The organism is Bacillus sp. FSL M8-0025, from assembly GCF_037975475.1.
Taxonomy (GTDB): domain Bacteria; phylum Bacillota; class Bacilli; order Bacillales; family Bacillaceae; genus Bacillus; species Bacillus subtilis.
Map to the genome: position 1 here is coordinate 971,621 of NZ_CP150258.1, position 20,752 is coordinate 992,372.

At 43.5% G+C, this 20,752-nt stretch carries 19 protein-coding genes; 10 read left to right on the forward strand and 9 right to left on the reverse strand.

The window, feature by feature from the left end; genetic code table 11:
* Positions 1-144 precede the first annotated feature (144 nt).
* The gene (locus tag MKX38_RS05040) at positions 145-468 is read left to right on the forward strand and encodes a YqzG/YhdC family protein (protein ID WP_003233371.1); all 324 of its coding nucleotides are present in this window, start codon (positions 145-147) and stop codon (positions 466-468) included.
* A 41-nt stretch (positions 469-509) separates the two neighbouring features.
* On the opposite strand, the gene lytF is transcribed toward MKX38_RS05040, so the two are convergent.
* The 3 genes from lytF to MKX38_RS05055 all read right to left on the reverse strand — a co-directional run bounded on the left by lytF (position 510) and on the right by MKX38_RS05055 (position 4,328).
* Positions 510-1,970 (reverse strand): peptidoglycan endopeptidase LytF, encoded by a 1,461-nt coding sequence (gene lytF / locus MKX38_RS05045; RefSeq protein ID WP_144482632.1) that lies wholly within the window; start codon positions 1,968-1,970, stop codon positions 510-512.
* A gap of 151 nt (positions 1,971-2,121) precedes the next feature.
* Positions 2,122-2,562, reverse strand: coding sequence for a nitric oxide-sensing transcriptional repressor NsrR (nsrR, locus tag MKX38_RS05050; RefSeq protein WP_339188836.1), 441 nt, complete (start codon positions 2,560-2,562; stop codon positions 2,122-2,124).
* A gap of 107 nt (positions 2,563-2,669) precedes the next feature.
* Positions 2,670-4,328, reverse strand: a complete 1,659-nt coding sequence (locus MKX38_RS05055) for a mechanosensitive ion channel (protein WP_339188839.1) — start codon at positions 4,326-4,328, stop codon at positions 2,670-2,672.
* A gap of 30 nt (positions 4,329-4,358) precedes the next feature.
* Here MKX38_RS05055 and spoVR point away from each other — a divergent pair, with 30 nt between their 5' ends.
* A complete protein-coding gene (spoVR, locus tag MKX38_RS05060; RefSeq protein ID WP_003233364.1) occupies positions 4,359-5,765 on the forward strand; it encodes a stage V sporulation protein SpoVR in 1,407 nt (468 codons plus the stop codon).
* Between the two features lie 29 nt (positions 5,766-5,794).
* Here the strand turns inward: spoVR and phoA are convergent, their stop codons facing one another.
* Positions 5,795-7,180 (reverse strand): alkaline phosphatase PhoA, encoded by a 1,386-nt coding sequence (phoA, locus tag MKX38_RS05065; protein WP_339188842.1) that lies wholly within the window; start codon positions 7,178-7,180, stop codon positions 5,795-5,797.
* A 527-nt stretch (positions 7,181-7,707) separates the two neighbouring features.
* On the opposite strand from phoA, the gene lytE reads away from it, so the two are divergent.
* Positions 7,708-8,712, forward strand: a complete 1,005-nt coding sequence (gene lytE / locus MKX38_RS05070) for a peptidoglycan endopeptidase LytE (protein ID WP_072175834.1) — start codon at positions 7,708-7,710, stop codon at positions 8,710-8,712.
* Between the two features lie 70 nt (positions 8,713-8,782).
* Here the strand turns inward: lytE and citR are convergent, their stop codons facing one another.
* The gene (gene citR, locus MKX38_RS05075; protein WP_003233357.1) at positions 8,783-9,658 is read right to left on the reverse strand and encodes a transcriptional regulator CitR; all 876 of its coding nucleotides are present in this window, start codon (positions 9,656-9,658) and stop codon (positions 8,783-8,785) included.
* Between the two features lie 108 nt (positions 9,659-9,766).
* Here citR and citA point away from each other — a divergent pair, with 108 nt between their 5' ends.
* From citA to MKX38_RS05095, 4 genes are all read left to right on the forward strand, one after another.
* Positions 9,767-10,867, forward strand: a complete 1,101-nt coding sequence (gene citA / locus MKX38_RS05080; protein WP_339188846.1) for a citrate synthase CitA — start codon at positions 9,767-9,769, stop codon at positions 10,865-10,867.
* A gap of 74 nt (positions 10,868-10,941) precedes the next feature.
* Entirely contained in the window at positions 10,942-11,811 is an 870-nt protein-coding gene (locus MKX38_RS05085; protein WP_015483011.1) for an SDR family oxidoreductase, read from the forward strand.
* 249 nt (positions 11,812-12,060) lie between these two features.
* Positions 12,061-13,458 carry a branched-chain amino acid transporter BcaP gene (gene bcaP, locus MKX38_RS05090; RefSeq protein WP_003233350.1) on the forward strand — a complete coding sequence of 466 codons (1,398 nt, stop codon included), beginning with the start codon at positions 12,061-12,063 and terminating at the stop codon, positions 13,456-13,458.
* Positions 13,459-13,580: 122 nt separating this feature from the next.
* Positions 13,581-14,936, forward strand: a complete 1,356-nt coding sequence (locus MKX38_RS05095; protein WP_167408013.1) for a sodium-dependent transporter — start codon at positions 13,581-13,583, stop codon at positions 14,934-14,936.
* A gap of 34 nt (positions 14,937-14,970) precedes the next feature.
* On the opposite strand, the gene MKX38_RS05100 is transcribed toward MKX38_RS05095, so the two are convergent.
* A complete protein-coding gene (locus tag MKX38_RS05100) occupies positions 14,971-16,380 on the reverse strand; it encodes a PLP-dependent aminotransferase family protein (RefSeq protein ID WP_339188850.1) in 1,410 nt (469 codons plus the stop codon).
* Between the two features lie 108 nt (positions 16,381-16,488).
* On the opposite strand from MKX38_RS05100, the gene MKX38_RS05105 reads away from it, so the two are divergent.
* Complete coding sequence (locus MKX38_RS05105; protein WP_015715580.1) at positions 16,489-16,917, forward strand: GNAT family N-acetyltransferase; 429 nt, start codon at positions 16,489-16,491, stop codon at positions 16,915-16,917.
* 31 nt (positions 16,918-16,948) lie between these two features.
* Here MKX38_RS05105 and MKX38_RS05110 read toward each other — a convergent pair whose 3' ends face one another.
* Genes MKX38_RS05110 through sigM form a run of 3 tightly spaced genes read right to left on the reverse strand, consistent with a single transcriptional unit; the run spans position 16,949 to position 18,784 of the window.
* On the reverse strand, positions 16,949-17,239 hold the full coding sequence (locus MKX38_RS05110; RefSeq protein ID WP_003233341.1) for an anti-sigma-M factor: 291 nt from the start codon (positions 17,237-17,239) through the stop codon (positions 16,949-16,951).
* A complete protein-coding gene (locus MKX38_RS05115) occupies positions 17,227-18,303 on the reverse strand; it encodes an anti-sigma factor (protein WP_015252469.1) in 1,077 nt (358 codons plus the stop codon). Before MKX38_RS05115 ends, MKX38_RS05110 begins: the two co-directional genes overlap by 13 nt.
* Entirely contained in the window at positions 18,293-18,784 is a 492-nt protein-coding gene (sigM, locus tag MKX38_RS05120) for an RNA polymerase sigma factor SigM (RefSeq protein ID WP_003224177.1), read from the reverse strand. Before sigM ends, MKX38_RS05115 begins: the two co-directional genes overlap by 11 nt.
* A gap of 196 nt (positions 18,785-18,980) precedes the next feature.
* Here sigM and akrN point away from each other — a divergent pair, with 196 nt between their 5' ends.
* A complete protein-coding gene (gene akrN / locus MKX38_RS05125) occupies positions 18,981-19,976 on the forward strand; it encodes an aldo/keto reductase AkrN (protein WP_003245422.1) in 996 nt (331 codons plus the stop codon).
* Between the two features lie 134 nt (positions 19,977-20,110).
* Positions 20,111-20,710: a 1-acylglycerol-3-phosphate O-acyltransferase gene (locus MKX38_RS05130; protein WP_003233335.1), complete on the forward strand. Its 600-nt coding sequence runs from the start codon at positions 20,111-20,113 to the stop codon at positions 20,708-20,710.
* Positions 20,711-20,752: the final 42 nt, after the last annotated feature.

The window sequence follows — 20,752 nt, forward strand, 5'->3', positions numbered from 1 at the left end:
TGTTATTGACGGGGCAAAACTTGCCGTCTGCGTCAGTAAAGGGGTAGCAATATGAGGGAGACATAAAATCAAAATGCCTGAATGAAGATATCGCTTTTGGTAAACCTATGAGGGAATATATTCTGGGTACAGGAGACTGAAAAAATGAAATCCCTGCCGTATACCATCGCGCTTCTTTTTTGCGGATTGATTATCGTGTCAATGGCTGCAAAAGGTCATTCAACGGACACAGACGAGTCCGTTCAAAAGTGGGAACAGCTTGCCTGGAGCAAAATTCAGGATGAATATAAGGGCGCTTCATTTTCTGATTATGCTTATATGGGGCGTACAGAGGTGAATGATCAGCAGACGAAAGATGTCTTTCGGGTGACAGTCAGACAGAAAGATGACACTTTTTCTGTTCGGGCCGAAGTCTATTTTCATCCGGTGACAAATCATATGATCAGCATCAACGTCTTTAGGCTCTAATAAAAAACTGTACAGCCGTTAAGGCCGCACAGTTTCTGTTTTTAGAAATATCGTTTTGCACCGAGATAGCGCTGTTTCCAGTAAGAGTTGTTCATATTGGAAATGACAACTCCGGAATCGTTGGCATTTATGAATTCCCCGTTGCCTAGGTAAATTCCGACGTGGGAAGGGCCGGCTTTATATGTTGTAAAGAAAACAAAATCTCCGACAGCAGGCTGGCTAACTGATTTCATTGTGTTCCAATATCCCGCTGCCGTTAATCTAGATACGGATGTGACTTTGTTCAGTACATAGTAAATGAATCCGCTGCAGTCAAACCCGGACGGTGTCGTGCCTCCCCAGCGATATGGAACCCCAAGCTGCGCTTTAGCGGCCGAAATCATTGTGTTAATCTTCGCACTCGTTGAGCTGGTGGTGTTTGAAGAACCGGATGAAGACGATGATGAAGCTTTTCCGGAAATGACCAGCTTTTGGCCAACCTGCAAGACATCCGTTTTTAAATTGTTTTTCTCACGAATCTGCTGAGCTGTTACATTAAATTTTTGTGCAATCACCCATAAGGAATCACCGCTTTTCACCGTGTATGTAGTCGTCGTGCCGGAGCTTGCATTTGACGAAGAAGACGACGATGATGAAGAGCCTGAAGATGCTTTACCTGTCAGCTTCAATACTTGTCCAACGTAAAGCACATCTGATTTCAGATTGTTGATATTTCGGATTTGCTGTACAGTCAGGTTATAGTTGTTTGCGATTTTCCAAAGTGAATCACCGCTTTTAACGGTATATTTAGATGTTGCTGAAGTTTGGTTCGATTTGGATGAAGTGTCTTTAGAAGACGTATCAGAGCCGCTTGATTTTGTTTTCAACACCTGATTCACGTAAATGGTGTCTGATTTTAAGTTGTTCAAGACCTTCAATTCAGCGATGGACATATTGACTTTGTTTGCAATTTTCCAAAGTGAATCTCCAAGCTGCACCTTATATGTTCCCGTAGAAGATGAAGAACTTGAACTCTTATTAGAACTGCTTTTTGAACTGGAGCTTGAACTCTTATTGGAACTGCTTTTTGTACTGGAACTTGAAGAAACAGTACCGGACACCTTTAATTTCTGCCCAGCACGAATTAAATCGCTGCTTAGTCCGTTTAATTTTTTCAGTTCCTGCACGGTCATTTTAAACTCATTTGCGATCAGCCAAAGTGAATCTCCGCTTTTCACTGTGTAAACAGAACTTCCGCTCTTCTTGGTTGTTGAGCTTGAAGTAGATGAAGAAGTGCTGGATTTGCTGCCTGGAATAGTAAGCGTCTGGCCGATCGACAGAACAGTAGTCGAAAGATGATTGGCGGATGTGAGGGCCGCCACACTTGTGTTATAGGTTTGGGCCAGTTTCCATAAAGAATCTCCGCTTTTGACCTTAATCGTTGCTGCTTCAGCTGGTGTCACTACTAAAGTTGTGCCGACAATCGCAGATGCTGTCAGCCCTGCTGCTAATTTCTTTTTCATCTTAGCTCTCCTTTTTCCCCCAATGATTTTGCATTTCCTGTTTCTTTTTTATATCGGCACATTTGTCTCATCGTTTTGCCTTTTTATAAAAATAGCCAAATTATCTTAACAATAAGGGGGAAAAAGGGCATAAAAAAGAAGGAATCTTAATCTATTCCTTCATTTTTAAAAGCTTCATGATATCTTCTTTGTTTTTGACGAGGTCGCGCAGTGTGTATTTGTCTAAAACTGCGAGGTAGGCAAAAAGCGCTTCATTCAGCACATGTTTTAAGCCGCAAACCGGGGAAATAACACAGAGATTCTTGTTCGCATCAAAACATTCAACAATATTAAAATCGTCTTCCGTTTTTCTGACAACCTCACCGATGTTGATGTCTTCAGGTTCCATGCCTAATCGTATGCCGCCGCCCCGTCCGCGTATCGTTTCTACGTAGCCGAGCTGGCCGAGCCTGTATATGACTTTCATGAGATGATTTTTTGAAATAGAATACGTTTCGGCAATCTGTTTTATATTTGAAAGTTCTCCGGGACGCTCTGCAGCCAGAAAAATCAACACTCTTAATGAATAATCTGTATAATTGGTTAACTTCATAATAAGACCTCAGAATAAGACATTTTCTATATCTTATCATAATCGATTGAAAAATGAAAAAAAAGGAATTAAAAAAACATGCACCCAGCTGGGTGCATGTTTTTTGCTTACATGTCATTCGGCGGATTTTGGTTTTTACGGTTTTTTTCGATTTCTGTGTTTTGCATTTTGCGTTCAAATGTAGACAGATAACGTGATGCAAAATCCTTACCGCCAAGGCCGAAGGATAAACCGAAAGCGAGTGCGAAGCCGCTAAGAACGATGATAAACGCGGAATTGACGATTGTCGCAGCGACACCAAGCTGATCCAGGGCCATAAAGAAAGCAAGTGCGATAATCGTATATTTAGCAATAGGCGCAAAAGACTTGAATTCCTGGCCTTTTATCATGCTTGAGAGCACTTTTCTCACCAATTCTCCTGCGTAAAGGCCGAGTCCGAGAATGAATACTGCGACAAGGACATTCGGCAGATACGCGATGATGCCAGTGGCAATTTCTACGAGGAAGTGCAGCCGAACAATTTGAAGCGCCTCAGCTGTAAAGAGCAGAATGACAATGATTTGCGCAATCATACCGACAACTTGAGACAAGGACAGCTTTGCAGGCGTTCCGGCTTCCATGCCCATTTTCCCTAAGACAGAATCAAAGCCTGCGCGATGGAGCAGTCCGGACACCATGGATTTCACCCATTTTCCTGCCCAGATACCCGCTAATACAAGCACGATGGCAATCATGATGTTCGGAAGCATGTTTAAAATCGTATTCAGCATAGAGACAGCTGGTTTTGAAATGCCGGCGACATCCAGCTGATCAAGCGCTGAAATGACCACCGGAATCATAATCAGCACATAAGCGATTGTTCCGATGACTGCTGAAAGGCTTGTGTCTTTTAAGTAAATTGATAAACCCATACGTGCCGCGAATCTTTCCGTGCCGATGCTTGCAAGGAAATTCGTAATGATATCACGGACAAGGCGGGCAACAAGCCAGCCGATTAATACGATAAGCGCCGCTGCAAATAATTTCGGCAGAAAAGCGAGCACGCTTTCCATCATATTTGTAAAAGGACCTGAAATGCCGCTGATTTTCAAAGAAGATAAGACCCCTGGCAGAAAAACAAGCAGCACGAGATAAAAGACAATTTGTGAAGCGGTATTGACAGCCTGGTGAATATCTTTTCCTTCAGACACCAAATTCCACTTGCGCAGTTTGTCACTCGTGTTCAGCTTCATCCCGATTTTTTTGACAAGGAAGCTTAAAACAGAGGCTGCAGCCCATCCTAACAGCAGAATGAGTCCAGCTTTCAGCACGCTTGGGATCGCGGCTGCAATCGCCGAAAGCATACTGACAAACGGCGATGCCACTGTTGTCAGGTGCAAAATGTTAAAGAATAAAATAAAGACGATGATCAGTGCGATAAAATAAACGACCTTGCTTATGACTTTTTCCGAGGAATAGCGTGAAGGCTTTTTCCCAGCAAAGAGCTTGTCGTCGATTTTTGTTTTGCTGAGTCCTTTGTATACCGCTTTTTCAATGATTTTAGCAATAGCCCAGCCGATTAATAAGACGAGTAAAGCAATGATTACGTTTGGCAGCTTACTGAGATAAGTAGAAAGCACGTCTGCTACATTCAATTGGTATCGCTCCTTTTTCGTAGTATGGTGTGTGTTTACCCACTGATCCAATAAGCAAACAGATGAATGTGCCGGGGGAATTTTTTCTTGCCTGAGTGAGACTATCATCTTTTGTATGGCGGGCTCATACATTATAGATAAGTCCAAGTAGGGGGGATTCGGTTGAACGCGGAGGAGAAGAAGGGATTACAGCGGGCAATTGAGGAAATTACCGAAATTGCAAAAGGATTCGGCCTTGATTTCTACCCGATGAGATATGAAATCTGCCCGGCTGAAATTATTTATACATTTGGCGCGTACGGGATGCCGACAAGATTCAGCCACTGGAGCTTCGGCAAGCAGTTTCATAAGATGAAGCTGCACTATGATCTAGGGTTAAGTAAGATCTATGAGCTGGTCATTAACTCAGATCCATGCTACGCTTTTTTGCTGGACAGCAACTCACTGATCCAAAATAAATTGATTGTCGCACACGTTCTTGCCCATTGCGATTTCTTCAAAAACAACTGCCGTTTCCAAAACACGAAGCGCGATATGGTGGAAAGCATGGCGGCAACAGCTGAACGGATAAAACACTATGAACAGGTTCACGGGATAAAAGAAGTGGAATCTTTTTTAGATGCGATCCTTTCGATTCAGGAGCATATCGATCCGTCGTTGGTCCGACCAAAGCTCCAATGGAGTGTGGATGATGAGGAAGAGGAGATTGAAGAGGCAGCCACGCCTTACGATGATCTATGGTCTTTGGATGAAAAGAAACCGAAAAAACAAGTGAAAAAATCGAAAAAACCGTTCCCGCCGCGGCCTGAAAAAGATATCCTGCTTTTTATCGAGGAGCATTCCCGGGAGCTGGAGCCATGGCAGCGTGATATATTAACGATGATGAGAGAGGAAATGCTTTATTTCTGGCCTCAGCTGGAAACCAAGATTATGAATGAGGGCTGGGCTTCCTATTGGCACCAGCGAATTATACGTGAGCTTGATTTAACCTCTGATGAAGCGATCGAGTTCGCCAAGCTGAATGCAGGTGTCGTTCAGCCGTCCAAAACAGGCATTAATCCTTATTATTTAGGGCTGAAAATATTTGAAGACATTGAAAAGAGATACAACAACCCGACGGAGGAAATGAAGAAAATGGGCGTGCAGCCTGACTCCGGCCGGGAGAAAATGTTTGAGGTCAGGGAGATTGAATCCGATATCTCTTTCATCCGCAATTATTTAACCAAAGAATTAGTCATGCGCGAGGATCTTTATTTGTTTCAAAAACAGGGCCGAGATTATAAAATCATCGATAAACAGTGGAAGTCGGTGCGCGACCAGCTCGTAAGCATGCGGGTAAATGGCGGTTTTCCATATTTGACAGTAAACGACGGCGATTATATGAAAAATAACGAGCTCTATATTAAGCATTGGTATGAAGGAATAGAGTTAGATTTGAAATATTTGGAGAAAGTGCTCCCTTATTTATTCCAGCTTTGGGGAAGAAGCGTGCACATTGAGTCTGTGCTTGAGGATAAGGAAGTCATGTTTTCGTACGACGGAAAAGGTGTTCACCGCAGATATTTATAAAAAAGAGGATGCAGCGTTCTGCATCCTTTTTATTTTCCAGTTTTTAAAATCTTAAATATGATGTTTGCCTGGTCCGTATTGTTAATCAATCCGCGGAATTTTTCTTTTCCGGGGCCGTACGCGTATACCGGTACTTCTTCGCCGATATGATCGGTACTCGTCCATCCGCTGTTGGAGCGAGTATTAAAAATCTTGATGATGGCTTTGTAGGCCCCTTTGCTTTTGTCAGCCTGTGCAGCTGCTTCAACGCTTTTGATTTCTTCAGATGTGACTTTCAGATTGCCATAGCGGGCGAGCACATCTTTTGCCGGTTTGCCCTCATTGATTTTCTTTGCCATAAATTCAGGGGTTTTTTTGGCGGCGAGAATCGGTTCTGCGTGCCAATTCTTTTCCCCGTTTGCGCCAATGGTAAAGCCGCCGGTTGTATGGTCAGCAGTTGCAATCACAAGTGTATGTTTGTCTTTTTTCGCAAATTCAATCGCGGCTTTATAGGCCTGTTCAAAATCTTTAACCTCGCTCATGGCTCCTACTGTATCATTGTCATGGGCAGCCCAGTCAATCTGGCTCCCTTCGACCATCAAGAAAAATCCTTTTTTATTTTGGTTCAGGCGATCAATTGCTGAAACCGTCATTTCTTTGAGAGACGGTGTTTTGCTGTCACGGTCGAGCGCCTTAGCAAGCCCTCCATCTGCGAAAAGCCCGAGCACCTGCTGATCTTTATTTTTTTTCAATGCTTGTTTAGTTGTCACATAGCTGTAGCCGGCTTGTTTGAATTCCTTTGTCAAGTTTCTGTCCTTGCGGTTAAAATAAGATTTTCCGCCGCCAAGCAAAACGTCTATTTTATGTTTGCCTTTTATTTTGTCATCCATATAGCTGTTGGCGATTTGGTCCATGTTTTTCCGTGATTCATTGTGGGCGCCATATGCGGCTGGAGTGGCGTGGTTAATTTCAGACGTGGCGACAAGCCCTGTTGACTTGCCTTGCTGTTTGGCCTCTTCAAGTACTGATTTCACTTTTTTTCCGTTTTTATCGACGCCAATTGCATTGTTATATGTCTTAACGCCTGTCGCTAATGCTGTTCCGGCTGCTGCTGAATCTGTAATATTATAGTCAGGGTCATCCGGATGCGTCATCATCATGCCTGTCAGGTTCCGGTCAAATTCTGTTAACTTCGGGTTATTCGGTGTGTCACCGTTATTTTTCATGGAACGGTAGGCTCTTATGTAAGGCGTCCCCATGCCGTCGCCTATCATCACAATGACATTTCTGATCTCAGCTTTGTCTTGTTTTTTGGCGCTGGCCTTTTCTGTTTGCTGAAGCTCAGCTCCGGCAAAGATTCCAGCTGTAAGGACAGAAACAGCGGCGATTGGCAGAAGTTTTGATTTCATATTTTGAAACAAACTCATTTTTTTCATGCCTCCTTTAATGTATTCCGTTTATCATGTTAGGGAAATTTTGTTAAATGCGGCTGCTGATCATGTAAACAATAAGTAAAGCCTTGTAAGGAAATGAAAAAACGCTTTTCGTTATCTTGCCTTATTTGATGTAAAGCATTCATTTTTCAGAAAAATCTTTACCTCTCTGTCTTTGCATGATATGTTTGTTTAAATAAAAAAACTGCGGATAACCGCAGCTCTCCTCGAATATTCTTTATCACTCATTTTTCAGGTATGTGAGCCGACCCCGAAAGTTTTTCATTTATTTCCTTTATGTTGAAAAACATCCCATAAAACATGACAAAAGCACTCGTTTTTTGTCACCTTTGCAACGAAAATGAAATATTTAATACCCTTAAAAACTTTTTTTTAGAACGAATAATTAAGAAATTTGTCACATGAAGTCAAGACTATTTCTGATGGGAATCTATCCTTATAATAGAAATCAATAAGATTAATTAAAAAAAAGATACATATATATAGAGTTAACATTTGGGGAGGAAAATATGAAAAAGCAAATCATTACAGCTACGACAGCAGTTGTTTTAGGATCGACGTTATTTGCAGGAGCGGCATCTGCACAAAGCATTAAGGTGAAAAAAGGCGACACGTTATGGGATCTTTCAAGAAAATACGACACAACGATCAGTAAAATTAAATCAGAGAACCACCTTCGTTCAGACATTATTTATGTGGGACAAACTTTATCGATTAACGGCAAATCTACAAGTTCAAAAAGCAGCAGTTCTTCTTCCTCTTCTTCTACATACAAAGTAAAGAGCGGGGACAGCCTTTGGAAAATTTCAAAAAAATACGGCATGACAATCAATGAACTGAAGAAGCTGAATGGCTTAAAATCAGATTTGCTTCGTGTTGGACAAGTCCTGAAACTGAAAGGTTCAACTAGTTCAAGCAGCTCCAGCTCATCAAAAGTGTCATCGTCTTCAACTTCTACTTATAAAGTGAAGAGCGGAGACAGCCTTTCTAAAATTGCGAGCAAATACGGCACTACGGTTAGCAAATTAAAAAGCTTAAACGGCTTAAAATCAGATGTAATCTATGTCAACCAAGTATTGAAGGTGAAAGGAACAAGCACAAGCAGCTCAAAACCTGCTTCATCTTCATCGTCTTCAAGCAGCAAAACGTCATCTACATCACTTAATGTGAGCAAGCTGGTTTCTGATGCAAAAGCGTTAGTCGGAACGCCATATAAATGGGGCGGAACGACAACTTCCGGCTTTGACTGCAGCGGATTCATTTGGTACGTACTGAATAAACAAACAAGTGTGGGCAGAACAAGCACTGCAGGATACTGGAGTTCTATGAAGAGCATTGCCAGCCCGTCTGTTGGTGATTTCGTCTTCTTCACAACATATAAATCCGGCCCTTCTCACATGGGGATTTACATTGGAAACAACAATTTCATTCATGCAGGATCTGACGGCGTACAAATCAGCAGCCTGAACAACAGCTACTGGAAGCCTCGTTACCTCGGTGCGAAAAGATTCTAATTTTTAGAGAAAACCCGTTCATTGGAACGGGTTTTTTTCATTAGACGGAGCACAGGTGTTTTGGTTGCTCCTAAAAATGAAAATGTGATAAAAAATCCAAGAATTTTTTTTCTTTCTTATTTTCATAAAGGGCAATCGCGTAAGCGCCGGCATAGGGCAGCTGTACAGACTGATAAGGAATTCTGATCATCTGTTTCTCTGCTAACTCACGCTTTACTGTAGATAAAGGCAGAAATGAAACTCCGAGTCCTTCCTTGATAAACCGTTTCGTTATATGTGTTTGAGTGACCTTCATTGTTCTCACAAATGGAAATGTCATTCTGACTTGACGGAGCAAGTCGTCCCAGTAATCAGGATGATTGTGGGTCAAAAGCAGGTATTGTTCGAGCACCTCTTTGGCATCAATTTCGTTGTCTTCTATGAAACGCTTATCGGGCGGGGCAACAAGGACGACAGGGTCTTTGTATAAGCAGTGGCAGCTTAAAGAAGAAGACTGTACCTTTAAACAGCTTAATCCGATATCTGCTTCCCCGGCTTTAATCAGTGACGCGATTTCCGCTGATTCGAAAATCGTAACCGCCATTTCTGTTTCCGTATTCATTGCTGTGTACCGTTTCATGACAGAAGGAAGCACAGTATCTGCAATAAGCGGAGAAACCGCGAGCTGTAAGGTTTGAGAGTAGCCTTGTCTCACTCTGTGAAGCTCTGCCATGCTGTTTTCATAATCATCAAGAAGCCTGAGCGCATACGGCAAATACGCCCTGCCTTCATCAGTCAGCTGGATTTGCCTGCCTTTACGCTCGAACAGCTTGCAGCTGATTTCTTTTTCTAATTGCTTGATATGTACGGTCACAGTGGGCTGAGATAAGAAAAGTGTTTCCGCCGTTTTTCGGAAGTTCTCATATTTTGCAGCGGTCACAAAGGTGTGAAGCCATTTGAAATCCATTTCTATTCTCCCTCTGATTAATATTTTTAATTAATTCCCTTTAAAATATTCATTATTTTTTAAATATTATATTTACTATAATAACAGAAAAGGATAGGGGGAATACAAATGGTACATTACGGATTAAAGGGAATTACATGTGTGGAAACATCAATCAGCCATATTGATGGTGAAAAAGGGCGTCTGATTTACAGAGGACATCATGCAAAAGACATCGCACTGAATCATAGCTTTGAAGAAGCGGCTTATTTGATTTTATTTGGAAAACTGCCTTCAACTGAAGAATTCCAGGTATTTAAAGATAAGCTGGCTGCGGAACGGAATCTTCCGGAACATATTGAGCGCTTGATTCAATCACTGCCAAACAACATGGACGATATGTCGGTGCTGAGAACGGTTGTTTCAGCATTGGGGGAAAATACGTACACATTCCATCCGAAAACAGAAGAAGCAATCCGGCTGATTGCAATCACGCCTTCCATCATTGCATACAGAAAAAGATGGACGCGCGGTGAACAAGCAATTGCACCTTCTTCCCAGTACGGACATGTCGAAAACTACTATTATATGCTCACAGGCGAACAGCCTTCAGAGGCAAAAAAGAAAGCGCTTGAAACCTATATGATTCTGGCCATGGAGCACGGCATGAATGCATCCACTTTTTCGGCACGAGTCACGTTATCAACAGAGAGTGATTTAGTGTCAGCCGTCACGGCTGCTCTCGGCACGATGAAAGGTCCGCTGCACGGAGGCGCTCCTTCTGCGGTGACAAAAATGCTTGAAGACATTGGAGAAAAGGAACATGCTGAAGCATATCTGAAAGAAAAACTTGAAAAAGGAGAGCGCTTGATGGGATTCGGCCACAGGGTGTACAAAACAAAAGACCCGCGGGCAGAAGCTTTGAGACAGAAAGCAGAAGAGGTGGCCGGCAATGACCGTGATCTTGATCTTGCGCTGCATGTAGAAGCAGAAGCGATTCGTTTGCTAGAAATCTACAAACCGGGACGAAAGCTGTACACAAATGTTGAATTTTACGCGGCTGCAGTGATGAAGGCCATCGATTTTGACGATGAATTGTTTACTCCGACCTTTTCAGCAAGCCGAATGGTAGGGTGGTGCGCCCATGTACTGGAACAGGCAGAAAACAACATGATTTTCCGCCCGTCAGCGCAATATACCGGTGCCATTCCCGAGGAAATTCTTTCATAACATATTTTGGCGTTTATTCATTTCTGTCGTGTGGTAACGTTCAGTATCAACCACATGTCTAGGAGTGATGAATGGTGAACCCAATGGACAGACAAACAGAAGGACAAGAACCGCAGCATCAGGACAGACAGCCGGGCATTGAGTCAAAAATGAATCCGCTGCCGCTGTCAGAGGACGAGGATTATCGGGGAAGCGGAAAACTGAAAGGAAAAGTTGCGATCATTACTGGAGGCGACAGCGGAATAGGGAGAGCAGCAGCTATTGCCTTTGCTAAAGAGGGGGCTGATATCTCCATTCTATACTTAGACGAGCATTCGGACGCAGAGGAAACACGTAAACGGATCGAAAAGGAGAATGTCCGCTGCCTGCTTATCCCGGGAGATGTTGGGGACGAGAACCATTGTGAACAAGCTGTGCAGCAAACAGTGGACCATTTTGGTAAACTCGATATCTTAGTGAACAACGCCGCTGAACAGCATCCCCAGGACAGCATTCTCAATATTTCAACAGAACAGCTGGAAAAAACCTTTCGCACAAATATTTTTTCCATGTTTCATATGACGAAGAAAGCTTTGCCTCACCTGCAAGAGGGGAGTGCCATTATTAATACGACATCGATTACCGCTTATGAAGGGGATACGGCGTTAATTGATTATTCCAGCACAAAGGGTGCGATTGTTTCCTTTACGCGTTCCATGGCGAAGTCGCTTGCAGATAAAGGCATCAGAGTGAATGCGGTGGCGCCCGGTCCGATTTGGACACCGCTTATTCCGGCGACATTCCCTGAGGAAAAAGTGAAACAGCACGGCTTGGATACCCCAATGGGAAGACCGGGACAGCCGGTTGAGCATGCAGGCGCCTATGTTCTGCTGGCGTCTGACGAATCTTCCTATATGACAGGGCAGACCATTCATGTGAATGGCGGCCGTTTTATTTCAACGTGATCAACGAAAAACCAGCTCCAGAGCTGGTTTTTTTGTGTGATGAAAAATTTCAAAATAAAAAATTTGTCGATTTTTCTAACAATTTTGTTTTCATTTTTGCAATTTTATATATAATATTGAGTAGGAGAAAGGAATGATTCGCGACCAGTACAAATATAGTAGAAAAAAAGAAAAATGACCATTGTTACTCATGAATTCAGAAAATTCAAATAAAATATATAAAAATAGATGATCGGGAGTTGAAGGGGAATGAAAGGGAGCGTTTTTAGGAAGAAAAGCATTCAGGATTTAATCGCTGCGACGAGCGGGGAAAAGTCTTTAAAAAGAGAATTAGGGGCATTTGATTTAACGTTGCTTGGAATCGGCGCCATTATTGGCACAGGGATTTTTGTTCTGACGGGAACAGGCGCAGTCACGGCCGGTCCCGGACTGACCATTTCATTTGTTGTGGCGGCGTTGGCTTGTTTATTCGCCGCCCTGTCTTACGCGGAATTTGCGTCAAGTGTGCCTGTTTCAGGTTCGGTGTATACATTCACTTATGCGACATTGGGAGAGCTTATGGCCTTTATTATCGGGTGGGATTTAATTTTAGAATACATGCTGGCGGTAAGTGCAGTGTCGGTCGGCTGGTCTGGTTATTTCCAATCGTTTTTATCAGGGCTCGGAATTCATCTTCCGGTTGCTTTAACAGCGGCACCGGGCGCAGTGAAAGGCACCTTTACCCTGTTTAATCTTCCTGCATTCGTCATTGTAATGGCGATCACATATTTGCTTTATTTAGGCATCAAAGAATCAAAAAGAGTCAACAATATCATGGTTATCTTGAAGATACTGGTTGTTCTGCTGTTTATCGCGGTGGCAGCCGTTTACGTGAAGCCGCACAACTGGCAGCCGTTTATGCCAATGGGCTTTGGCGGCGTGTTCAGTGCAGCGGCGCTCGTATTCTTTGCTTTTATCGGATTTGACGCTGTATCCTCTGCTGCGGAAGAAACGAAAAATCCCGCGAAGGATCTGCCTAAAGGCATTATTTTCTCTTTACTGGTCTGCACGATTTTATATGTCACCGTATCAGCCATCATGACTGGGGTTATCCCGTTTGCTCAATTTGCGGGTGTGGATCATCCGGTTTCTCTTGTTCTTCAAAGCGCAGGGCAAAATTGGGTGGCAGGCATCATTGATATTGGCGCCGTGCTGGGAATGACAACAGTTATGCTCGTGATGCTTTACGGGCAGACCCGCGTCATGTTTGCCATGTCGCGTGACGGACTTGTGCCGGGTTCACTTTCTAAAGTGCATCCAAAGCACAAAACACCTTATGTGGCCACTTGGTTTTTCGGAACGATGTCGGCGCTTCTCGGCTCACTTGTTCCGCTGGATGAACTTGCAAAGCTGGTGAACATCGGGACGCTGTCGGCATTTGTACTTATTTCTGTGGCAGTTATCGTTTTGAGAAAGAAACAGCCGGATCTTCCGAGAGCCTTTAAATGCCCGGGAGTTCCGTTTATCCCGGGCCTGGCGATTCTGTTCTGCCTGTTCTTGATTTTAAATCTGGGGTGGGTGACGATTGTCCGCTTCCTAGTGTGGCTGTTAATCGGCTTGGTAATCTATTTCCTGTATTCAAGAAAGCATTCAAAATTAAATCAATAAATAACCTTTTGATAAAGAGAGCGGCCATACAGGCCGCTCTCTTTTCTGTTCTTCGCAAATGAATCTATAGAAATGAAGACAAAAATAAGAGATAATATAGGCTGGAAAGGAAGTGACGTTTATTGTCTGAGCAAAAACCAGTCCAATGGGCTTCGAAAATCGGTTTCGTCATGGCAGCGGCCGGCTCGGCTATCGGCTTGGGCGCGATTTGGAAGTTCCCTTACGTAGCGGGGACCAATGGGGGAGGAGCCTTTTTTCTTATCTTCGTGTTATTTACCATCCTCTTAGGCTATCCGCTTTTGGTGGGGGAATTTATTTTTGGAAGACGGAACCAGACGAATGCCATTGATGCATATAAAAAAGAAGCGCCGCGATCAGCTTGGTTTCTTACGGGGTGGATCGGCGTAGCCGCGTGTTTCTTAGTGCTGTCGTTTTACAGTGTAATTGGGGGATGGATTTTGCTGTATATCGTAAAAACGGCGTCAGGCTCACTGTCCGGGCTTTCTCAAGCACAGTATGGCGCTCTTTTTGCTTCTATTATCCAAAATCCGGTGCAGACGCTCGCGGCTCAGCTTGTCTTTATGGTACTTACTGTCATCGTTGTCGCAAGAGGGGTTCAAAAAGGGATTGAACGGGTAAGCGCGGTGATGATGCCGATTTTGTTTTTATTGTTTATTCTGCTCGTTCTTCGGTCTCTTACGCTTAATGGTGCAATGGAAGGCGTAAAGTTTCTGCTTGTGCCTCATTTCGGCGATCTGACTCCGGAATCCATATTATTCGCGCTGGGACAGGCCTTCTTTACGTTAACACTGGGGGTTTCGGTGATGGTGACCTACAGCTCCTATTTGCCGAAAACACAAAATATCCCTCGTTCGGCAGCCTCCATTGTCTTGATGAATATCATTGTGACACTCTTGGCAGGTTTGGCTATTTTTCCGGCGGTTTTCTCATTCGGTTTTCAGCCAAATGAAGGACCGACACTGCTGTTTACAGTGCTTCCGGCCGTTTTTGAACAGCTACCGTTCGGCACGTTGTTTTTTATCGGCTTTCTCGTTGCATTTTTATTTGCAGCCTTAACCTCAGCATTTTCGATGGTTGAAATTATCGTTGCCACAATCGGAAAAGGGGACGAAAAGAAGAGAAAAAAACTGTCATGGACGAGCGGGCTTTTGATCTTTTTGGTCGGAATCCCATGCTGCTTGTCTTATGGCGTTTTGAGTGATGTGCACCTATTTGGCAAAACATTTTTTGATATTGCCGACTTTACCGTCAGCAATGTTTTGATGCCTTCAGGCGCTCTGTTAATTTCTCTATTTATCCCGCTTAAAATTTCGAAAAGCGAACTCTTGGCTGAAATGCGAGATGGATCAAATGCAGGTAAAGCATTCTTTTACACATGGTTTTATTTGCTTCGTTTTATCGTGCCGCTTGCCATTATTATCGTGTTCTTAAATTTAATCGGAATTTTATCATTTTAAAAAACAGGCTCCGTTTCCGGGGCCTGTTTTTTATTTAATAAGATGATATCAACGGTGCCCATGCCGTTTTCAGTTTTTGGATGCCGAGCCTGATGTCCTCTTCTGACAAACCGCCATAACCGATTAAGACAGAAGCAAAAGGCGTCTGTTCTTTATATGAGGGAGACACGGGATAGATGGTTACACCGTGGTCTGCGGCTGCTTGTATTGCTTCTTCCTCACTTGCTGGAAACAAAAGGCGCAGCAGGATGTGAAGCCCCGAGTTCTTACCGAGAATCTCAACGGTGTTACCCAGTTCAGAGCGGATGGCTTCTAACAGGATAGCGTGTTTTTTTCGGTATAAGCTTCTCATTCTATTTATGTGTTTCTGCCACTCTCCGGTTTCGATGAAGTCTGCCAGTGCCAATTGCGAGTGGGCAGAAACGGTCTGCTTCATTAACTGAGCATTGCTTTTGATCGGTTCCATGAGTTCAGGGGGCACAATCATGAAGCTGAGCCGCAAGGAAGGCAGAAGTGACTTTGAAAAAGTGCCCAGATATATGACTCTGCCATTCGGATCAAGACCCTGTAAAGACGGAATGGGATGGCCGCTGTAGCGAAATTCTCCATCGTAATCATCTTCTATAATGAATGAATTTGTTTCTGCCGCCCATGCCAGCAGCTCCTGTCTGCGGGTAATCGTCATAATGGTCCCAATCGGAAACTGATGCGAAGGAGTCGTATACATGAGATAAGGATTCTGACGGTAGAGCTCATCCGGCAGGACGCCTTCTGCATCAGAACAAATCGGAGTGACATCCATGTGATTTGCTTCAAACATCCTTCTTGAACGGTGAAAGCCTGGTTCTTCAAAACCGATTTTTGTACCTGGCTTTAGCGAAAGGCAAAGAATTTGCAGAAGCACGGTGGTTCCTGCGCCGATGATAATCTGGCCGGGCTCGCAATTTACTCCCCGAGACTGCCTGACGAATCGGGCAATCATGTGTCTGAGTTCGTATTCTCCTTGAGGGTCGCCAGAGGTGTGAAACAATCCGGAATAGCGCTCAAGACTTTTTACTATGCTTTTTCTCCATGCGTTAAAGGGAAAGAGGGTCGGATCAACGCTGCCCTGATGGAAGTCAATAGCAGGTGCGTTCTTTTCAAGTAATCCCGGCTGTGCAGACTGATGAAAATGGTCAGGGGCTGTCGGGAAGCCTGGTTCTACTTCCGCCGCGAACCAGCCGATTTTTGGCTTGCTTTTGACATAGCCCTCAGCAGTTAATTGCTCGTAAGCTCGTTCTATAGTTGCCGTGCTGACATCGAGCAAGCTGGAAAGCCTGCGTTTTGACGGAAGTCTTGTTCCCTTTGTGATTCGCGCATGTGAAATTTCTTGTTTAAAAAAGGTATAAAGCTGCTCATACAGCGGTGTTTTGCTCTTTTTATCAAGAAACGGCGTGATATCCATCTCATGTCTCCTTATATCTGGCATGGTCATTTTTTCTGATATTGGCTATTTGGCTAATGCCATTTATTAGCTATGATCATTGTAACGAAAGGAAAGGGGATTGAGAAGATGATCCATATGAAACAATTAACCTCGAAAGAAGAATGGGCTGAGTCGTATCCGATTATGAGTGAATTGAGAACAGAACTGGATATAGAGACGTATTTACAAAGGCTTGAAGCCTGTGTGCAGAAAGAATCGTATATGCTGTTTGCCTTATATGAAAATACAGCAATCAGAGCGCTGTGCGGGGCTCTGCCGAGAGTTTCCATTCATAAAGGAGAGCACTTGTGGATTGCGGATCTTGTTACAACGGCACCTTGCCGATCAAAGGGATACGGCAAAATGCTTTTGGATTATGCCTCAGACTGGGCGAGAAAAGCCGGACTTGGTTTTGTCAGTCTTTCATCTGGCCTTCAGCGTAAAGACGCACATCGATTTTATACAGATAAAATGGGTTTTACTATAGAAAGTTATTTGTTCCAAAAACCGGTGTAATGAAAAAAAGACGCCTGAAAAGGCGTCTTTTTTAAAAGCCAAACTGTAAATTCGTATCTACAGATACAATGGTATACACACAAATAATCACAAAGAGATTAAGGATGACGCCGAGCAGGCCTGGACCTGTGCGCCCTCTCTTGATGAAGAGTTCAACAACGCCGAACGGAACGGCAGCCATGGCGAACGGAAGCATTTGATAGGAATAAAACGTGACGTTGCTGATAATGGCCAAATTCAGCAACAGCAGGGACAGAACCGCTGTCCCGACAGAGATCCAGCCGAATACATTGTGTTCTTTAAAAATTCTTACCAGTTCCATAATTCCACCTCGCCGACATTCGCTGATTTTACAGATTTATTTTTCAGCATGCGCTGGATTTCCTTGGTTGGCCCTGTAACGACCGAACCGTATACATTGACACCGTTTTTCTCTACATAATCTAATCGGTTATCTACATTCAGGTCTTTCCGTTTTGAAATGACCTGAGCCCATTTTTCGTGTTTGGACATGAATTTCAGGGCGTTGATAAACTGATCGCCATTCGACTTGCCTTTTGTATTAAGGGCGGCCAAGAACTTTGAATCCTTTCCAGGATAGCCAAGAGGTTCTGTGGAAGCTGTCTTATTTGTGTTTTTCTCTGTTTCGATTGCGTTCCACAAAAAGCTCACATCATAGCCTTTGAATTTGTTATACACGTCTTTTGTCGGATATGCACGGTCATATGAAAGGTAGACCTCTGATACCGTTCCTTCAGGCAATGTGCTTAACGTTTTTTCTGCTTTTGCGGTCGTTTGTTCAGACTTGTTTGAAGGATGTGTAAAGTAATGGCCGGTTTTATTCACTTCTAAGTCATAGTAGTTTACTGCCGGCGCTTTTACTTTGTTATAAAACATTTCAACCCGTTCATTCCCTACGGCAGCCGTCTTCGTGCCAATCTGCTTTTGCAGCGGGAATTCCGTATTCATCCCAAATAGCTTCACTTGGCTTTTCAGTCCGGAAGTATCAACAAGAACATTCGGCATGGTCAGGGCTACAGTGACTGCGGCAGTTTCCATAAACTCATTGCCGGTGCTGTGTTTTCCACCCATTCCGTAATAGAGGTAGCTTCCCAGCGTACAAAGCGGCAAAATCATCAATGTCGAAATGACGGCAAGCACAGAAATTCGCAAATAAGACTTGCGTTTGCCGTAGGCTAAAATCGCTTTTTGTTTTTCAGGACTGATGCTGAGATCCCAATCGTTATCGTCCTCGAGTTCGCTTTCAATCAGTTCCTGATATACTTCGAGCTTCTCAAGTTCTTCCTCAAATGCAGTCATTTCCTGGTCGCTCATTTCCCCATTTTTATATTGATCAAAACGCTTTTTAAATTCTTCATTCATCATTAACACCTCTATTATAAAGTGCTTTCAGCCGCTGTCTGGCACGAAATAAAACACTTTTAAAATTCGCCTCTGAAATATTCATAATATGGGATGCTTCTTTGTAGTTTAACTCTTTTAAATAATATAGCGTTAAGGCCTCCCGATAATTATCGGGGAGCTCGGACATATAACCAGTCAGCACTTCCTTTATCTCTACCTGATGGGCAGGACTTTGAACAGCATTTTGAAAGAGGCTTCCGATTAAGTCATCAGAAATGGTTACTTCTTTCTTATGCTTTCTGACGTAATCAATGAAGGCGTTTCGCGCCACTTGAAAAAGCCAGGGCTTTACTTTGCTGTGATCATAGGAGTGAATGTGTATGTATGCCCGCATAAAGGTTTCCTGCAGTAAGTCTTCAGCAAGATGCTTGTCTTTTGTCATGGAGAGCAGGAACCTGTAAACATCATTCATGTACATTTGGTAAATTTCATCGATCGTCACTGCCTTTTCTCCCCTCTATGTTATACACGCATAAGAAAGGTTTAAAGTTGCACATTACATGCAAACGGCTTTTTTATACCTAATCAAACACCATTACTATATAGTACCCAAAAATGGCCCCAAAAGATAGTGCGGAGAAATGTTTAACATTTTTTCCAGAGGGGAAAAGATAGTGAAAAAGTGAAGGAGTGGCACAATGGAATATACCAGTATAGCAGATACAGGAATAGAAGCCTCCAGAATCGGCCTCGGCACATGGGCCATTGGCGGAACGATGTGGGGAGGCACTGACGAAAAAACATCGATTGAAACAATCCGCGCCGCTCTTGATCAGGGGATTACACTGATTGACACCGCGCCGGCTTACGGCTTCGGGCAGTCCGAGGAAATCGTCGGAAAGGCAATCAAAGAGTACGGCAAAAGAGACCAGGTGATTCTCGCAACGAAAACGGCTCTGGACTGGAAGAACAACCAGCTGTTCCGCCATGCGAACAGAGCGAGAATTGTAGAGGAAGTTGAGAATTCTTTGAAGCGGCTTCAAACAGACTATATTGATCTTTATCAGGTGCATTGGCCCGATCCGCTTGTGCCAATTGAAGAAACGGCTGAAGTCATGAAGGAATTATATGATGCGGGAAAAATCCGGGCGATTGGCGTCAGCAATTTTTCAATTGAGCAAATGGATACATTTCGCGCCGTCGCACCTCTCCATACGATTCAGCCTCCATATAATCTGTTTGAAAGAGAGATGGAAGAGAGTGTCCTTCCTTATGCGAAAGATAACAAGATAACAACATTATTATACGGCAGTTTATGCAGAGGGCTGTTAACAGGCAAAATGACTGAAGAATATACATTTGAGGGCGATGATCTGCGTAATCACGATCCAAAATTCCAGAAGCCCCGCTTTAAAGAGTATCTTTCTGCTGTGAATCAATTGGATAAGCTGGCGAAGACACGTTATGGAAAATCAGTGATTCACTTGGCTGTCAGATGGATCTTAGATCAGCCGGGAGCGGATATCGCTCTTTGGGGAGCAAGAAAGCCTGGGCAGCTTGAGGCCCTATCTGAGATTACAGGCTGGACGTTGAACAGTGAAGATCAGAAAGATATCAATACTATATTGGAAAATACGATATCAGACCCTGTCGGACCGGAGTTTATGGCCCCGCCGACCAGAGAGGAAATATAACAAAAGCTGAGGGCGAATCCTCAGCTTTTTGGCGTTTTAACGGGAGAAATCTTAAAAATTAGTATCAGGTAATAAAAAATGTTGTTATAATAGATGACAGAAAGAATCATTGATTACGACAAAGGAAGTGCGATATGTATAAGTTTTGTGCAAATGCTTTAAAAGTTATTCTTTCTCTTCGCGGAGGAGTGAAGGTGTATAACAAAGAAAACCTTCCGGCCGATTCAGGTTTTGTCATCGCGTGTACACATTCCGGCTGGGTTGATGTGATTACACTCGGAGTCGGGATTCTTCCTTATCAAATACACTACATGGCGAAAAAAGAGCTTTTTCAAAATAAATGGATCGGTTCGTTTCTGAAGAAAATTCATGCCTTTCCGGTAGATCGGGAAAATCCCGGGCCAAGCAGTATTAAAACGCCGATTAAGCTGCTGAAAGAAGGAGAGATCGTCGGTATCTTCCCAAGCGGAACAAGAACCTCTGAGGATGTGCCTTTGAAAAGAGGTGCGGTGACGATTGCGCAAATGGGGAAAGCGCCGCTTGTCCCCGCTGCATATCAGGGCCCTTCAAGCGGAAAAGAGTTATTCAAAAAAGGAAAAATGAAGCTGATTATCGGTGAGCCTCTTCACCAGGCTGATTTTGCCCACCTGCCTTCAAAGGAAAGACTTGCAGCAATGACAGAGGCTTTGAATCAGCGGATTAAAGAACTAGAGAATAAACTTGATCAGCTATAAGGCGTTCTGAGAGATTGCCCTGAACTGTGAAAATAAGAAAAG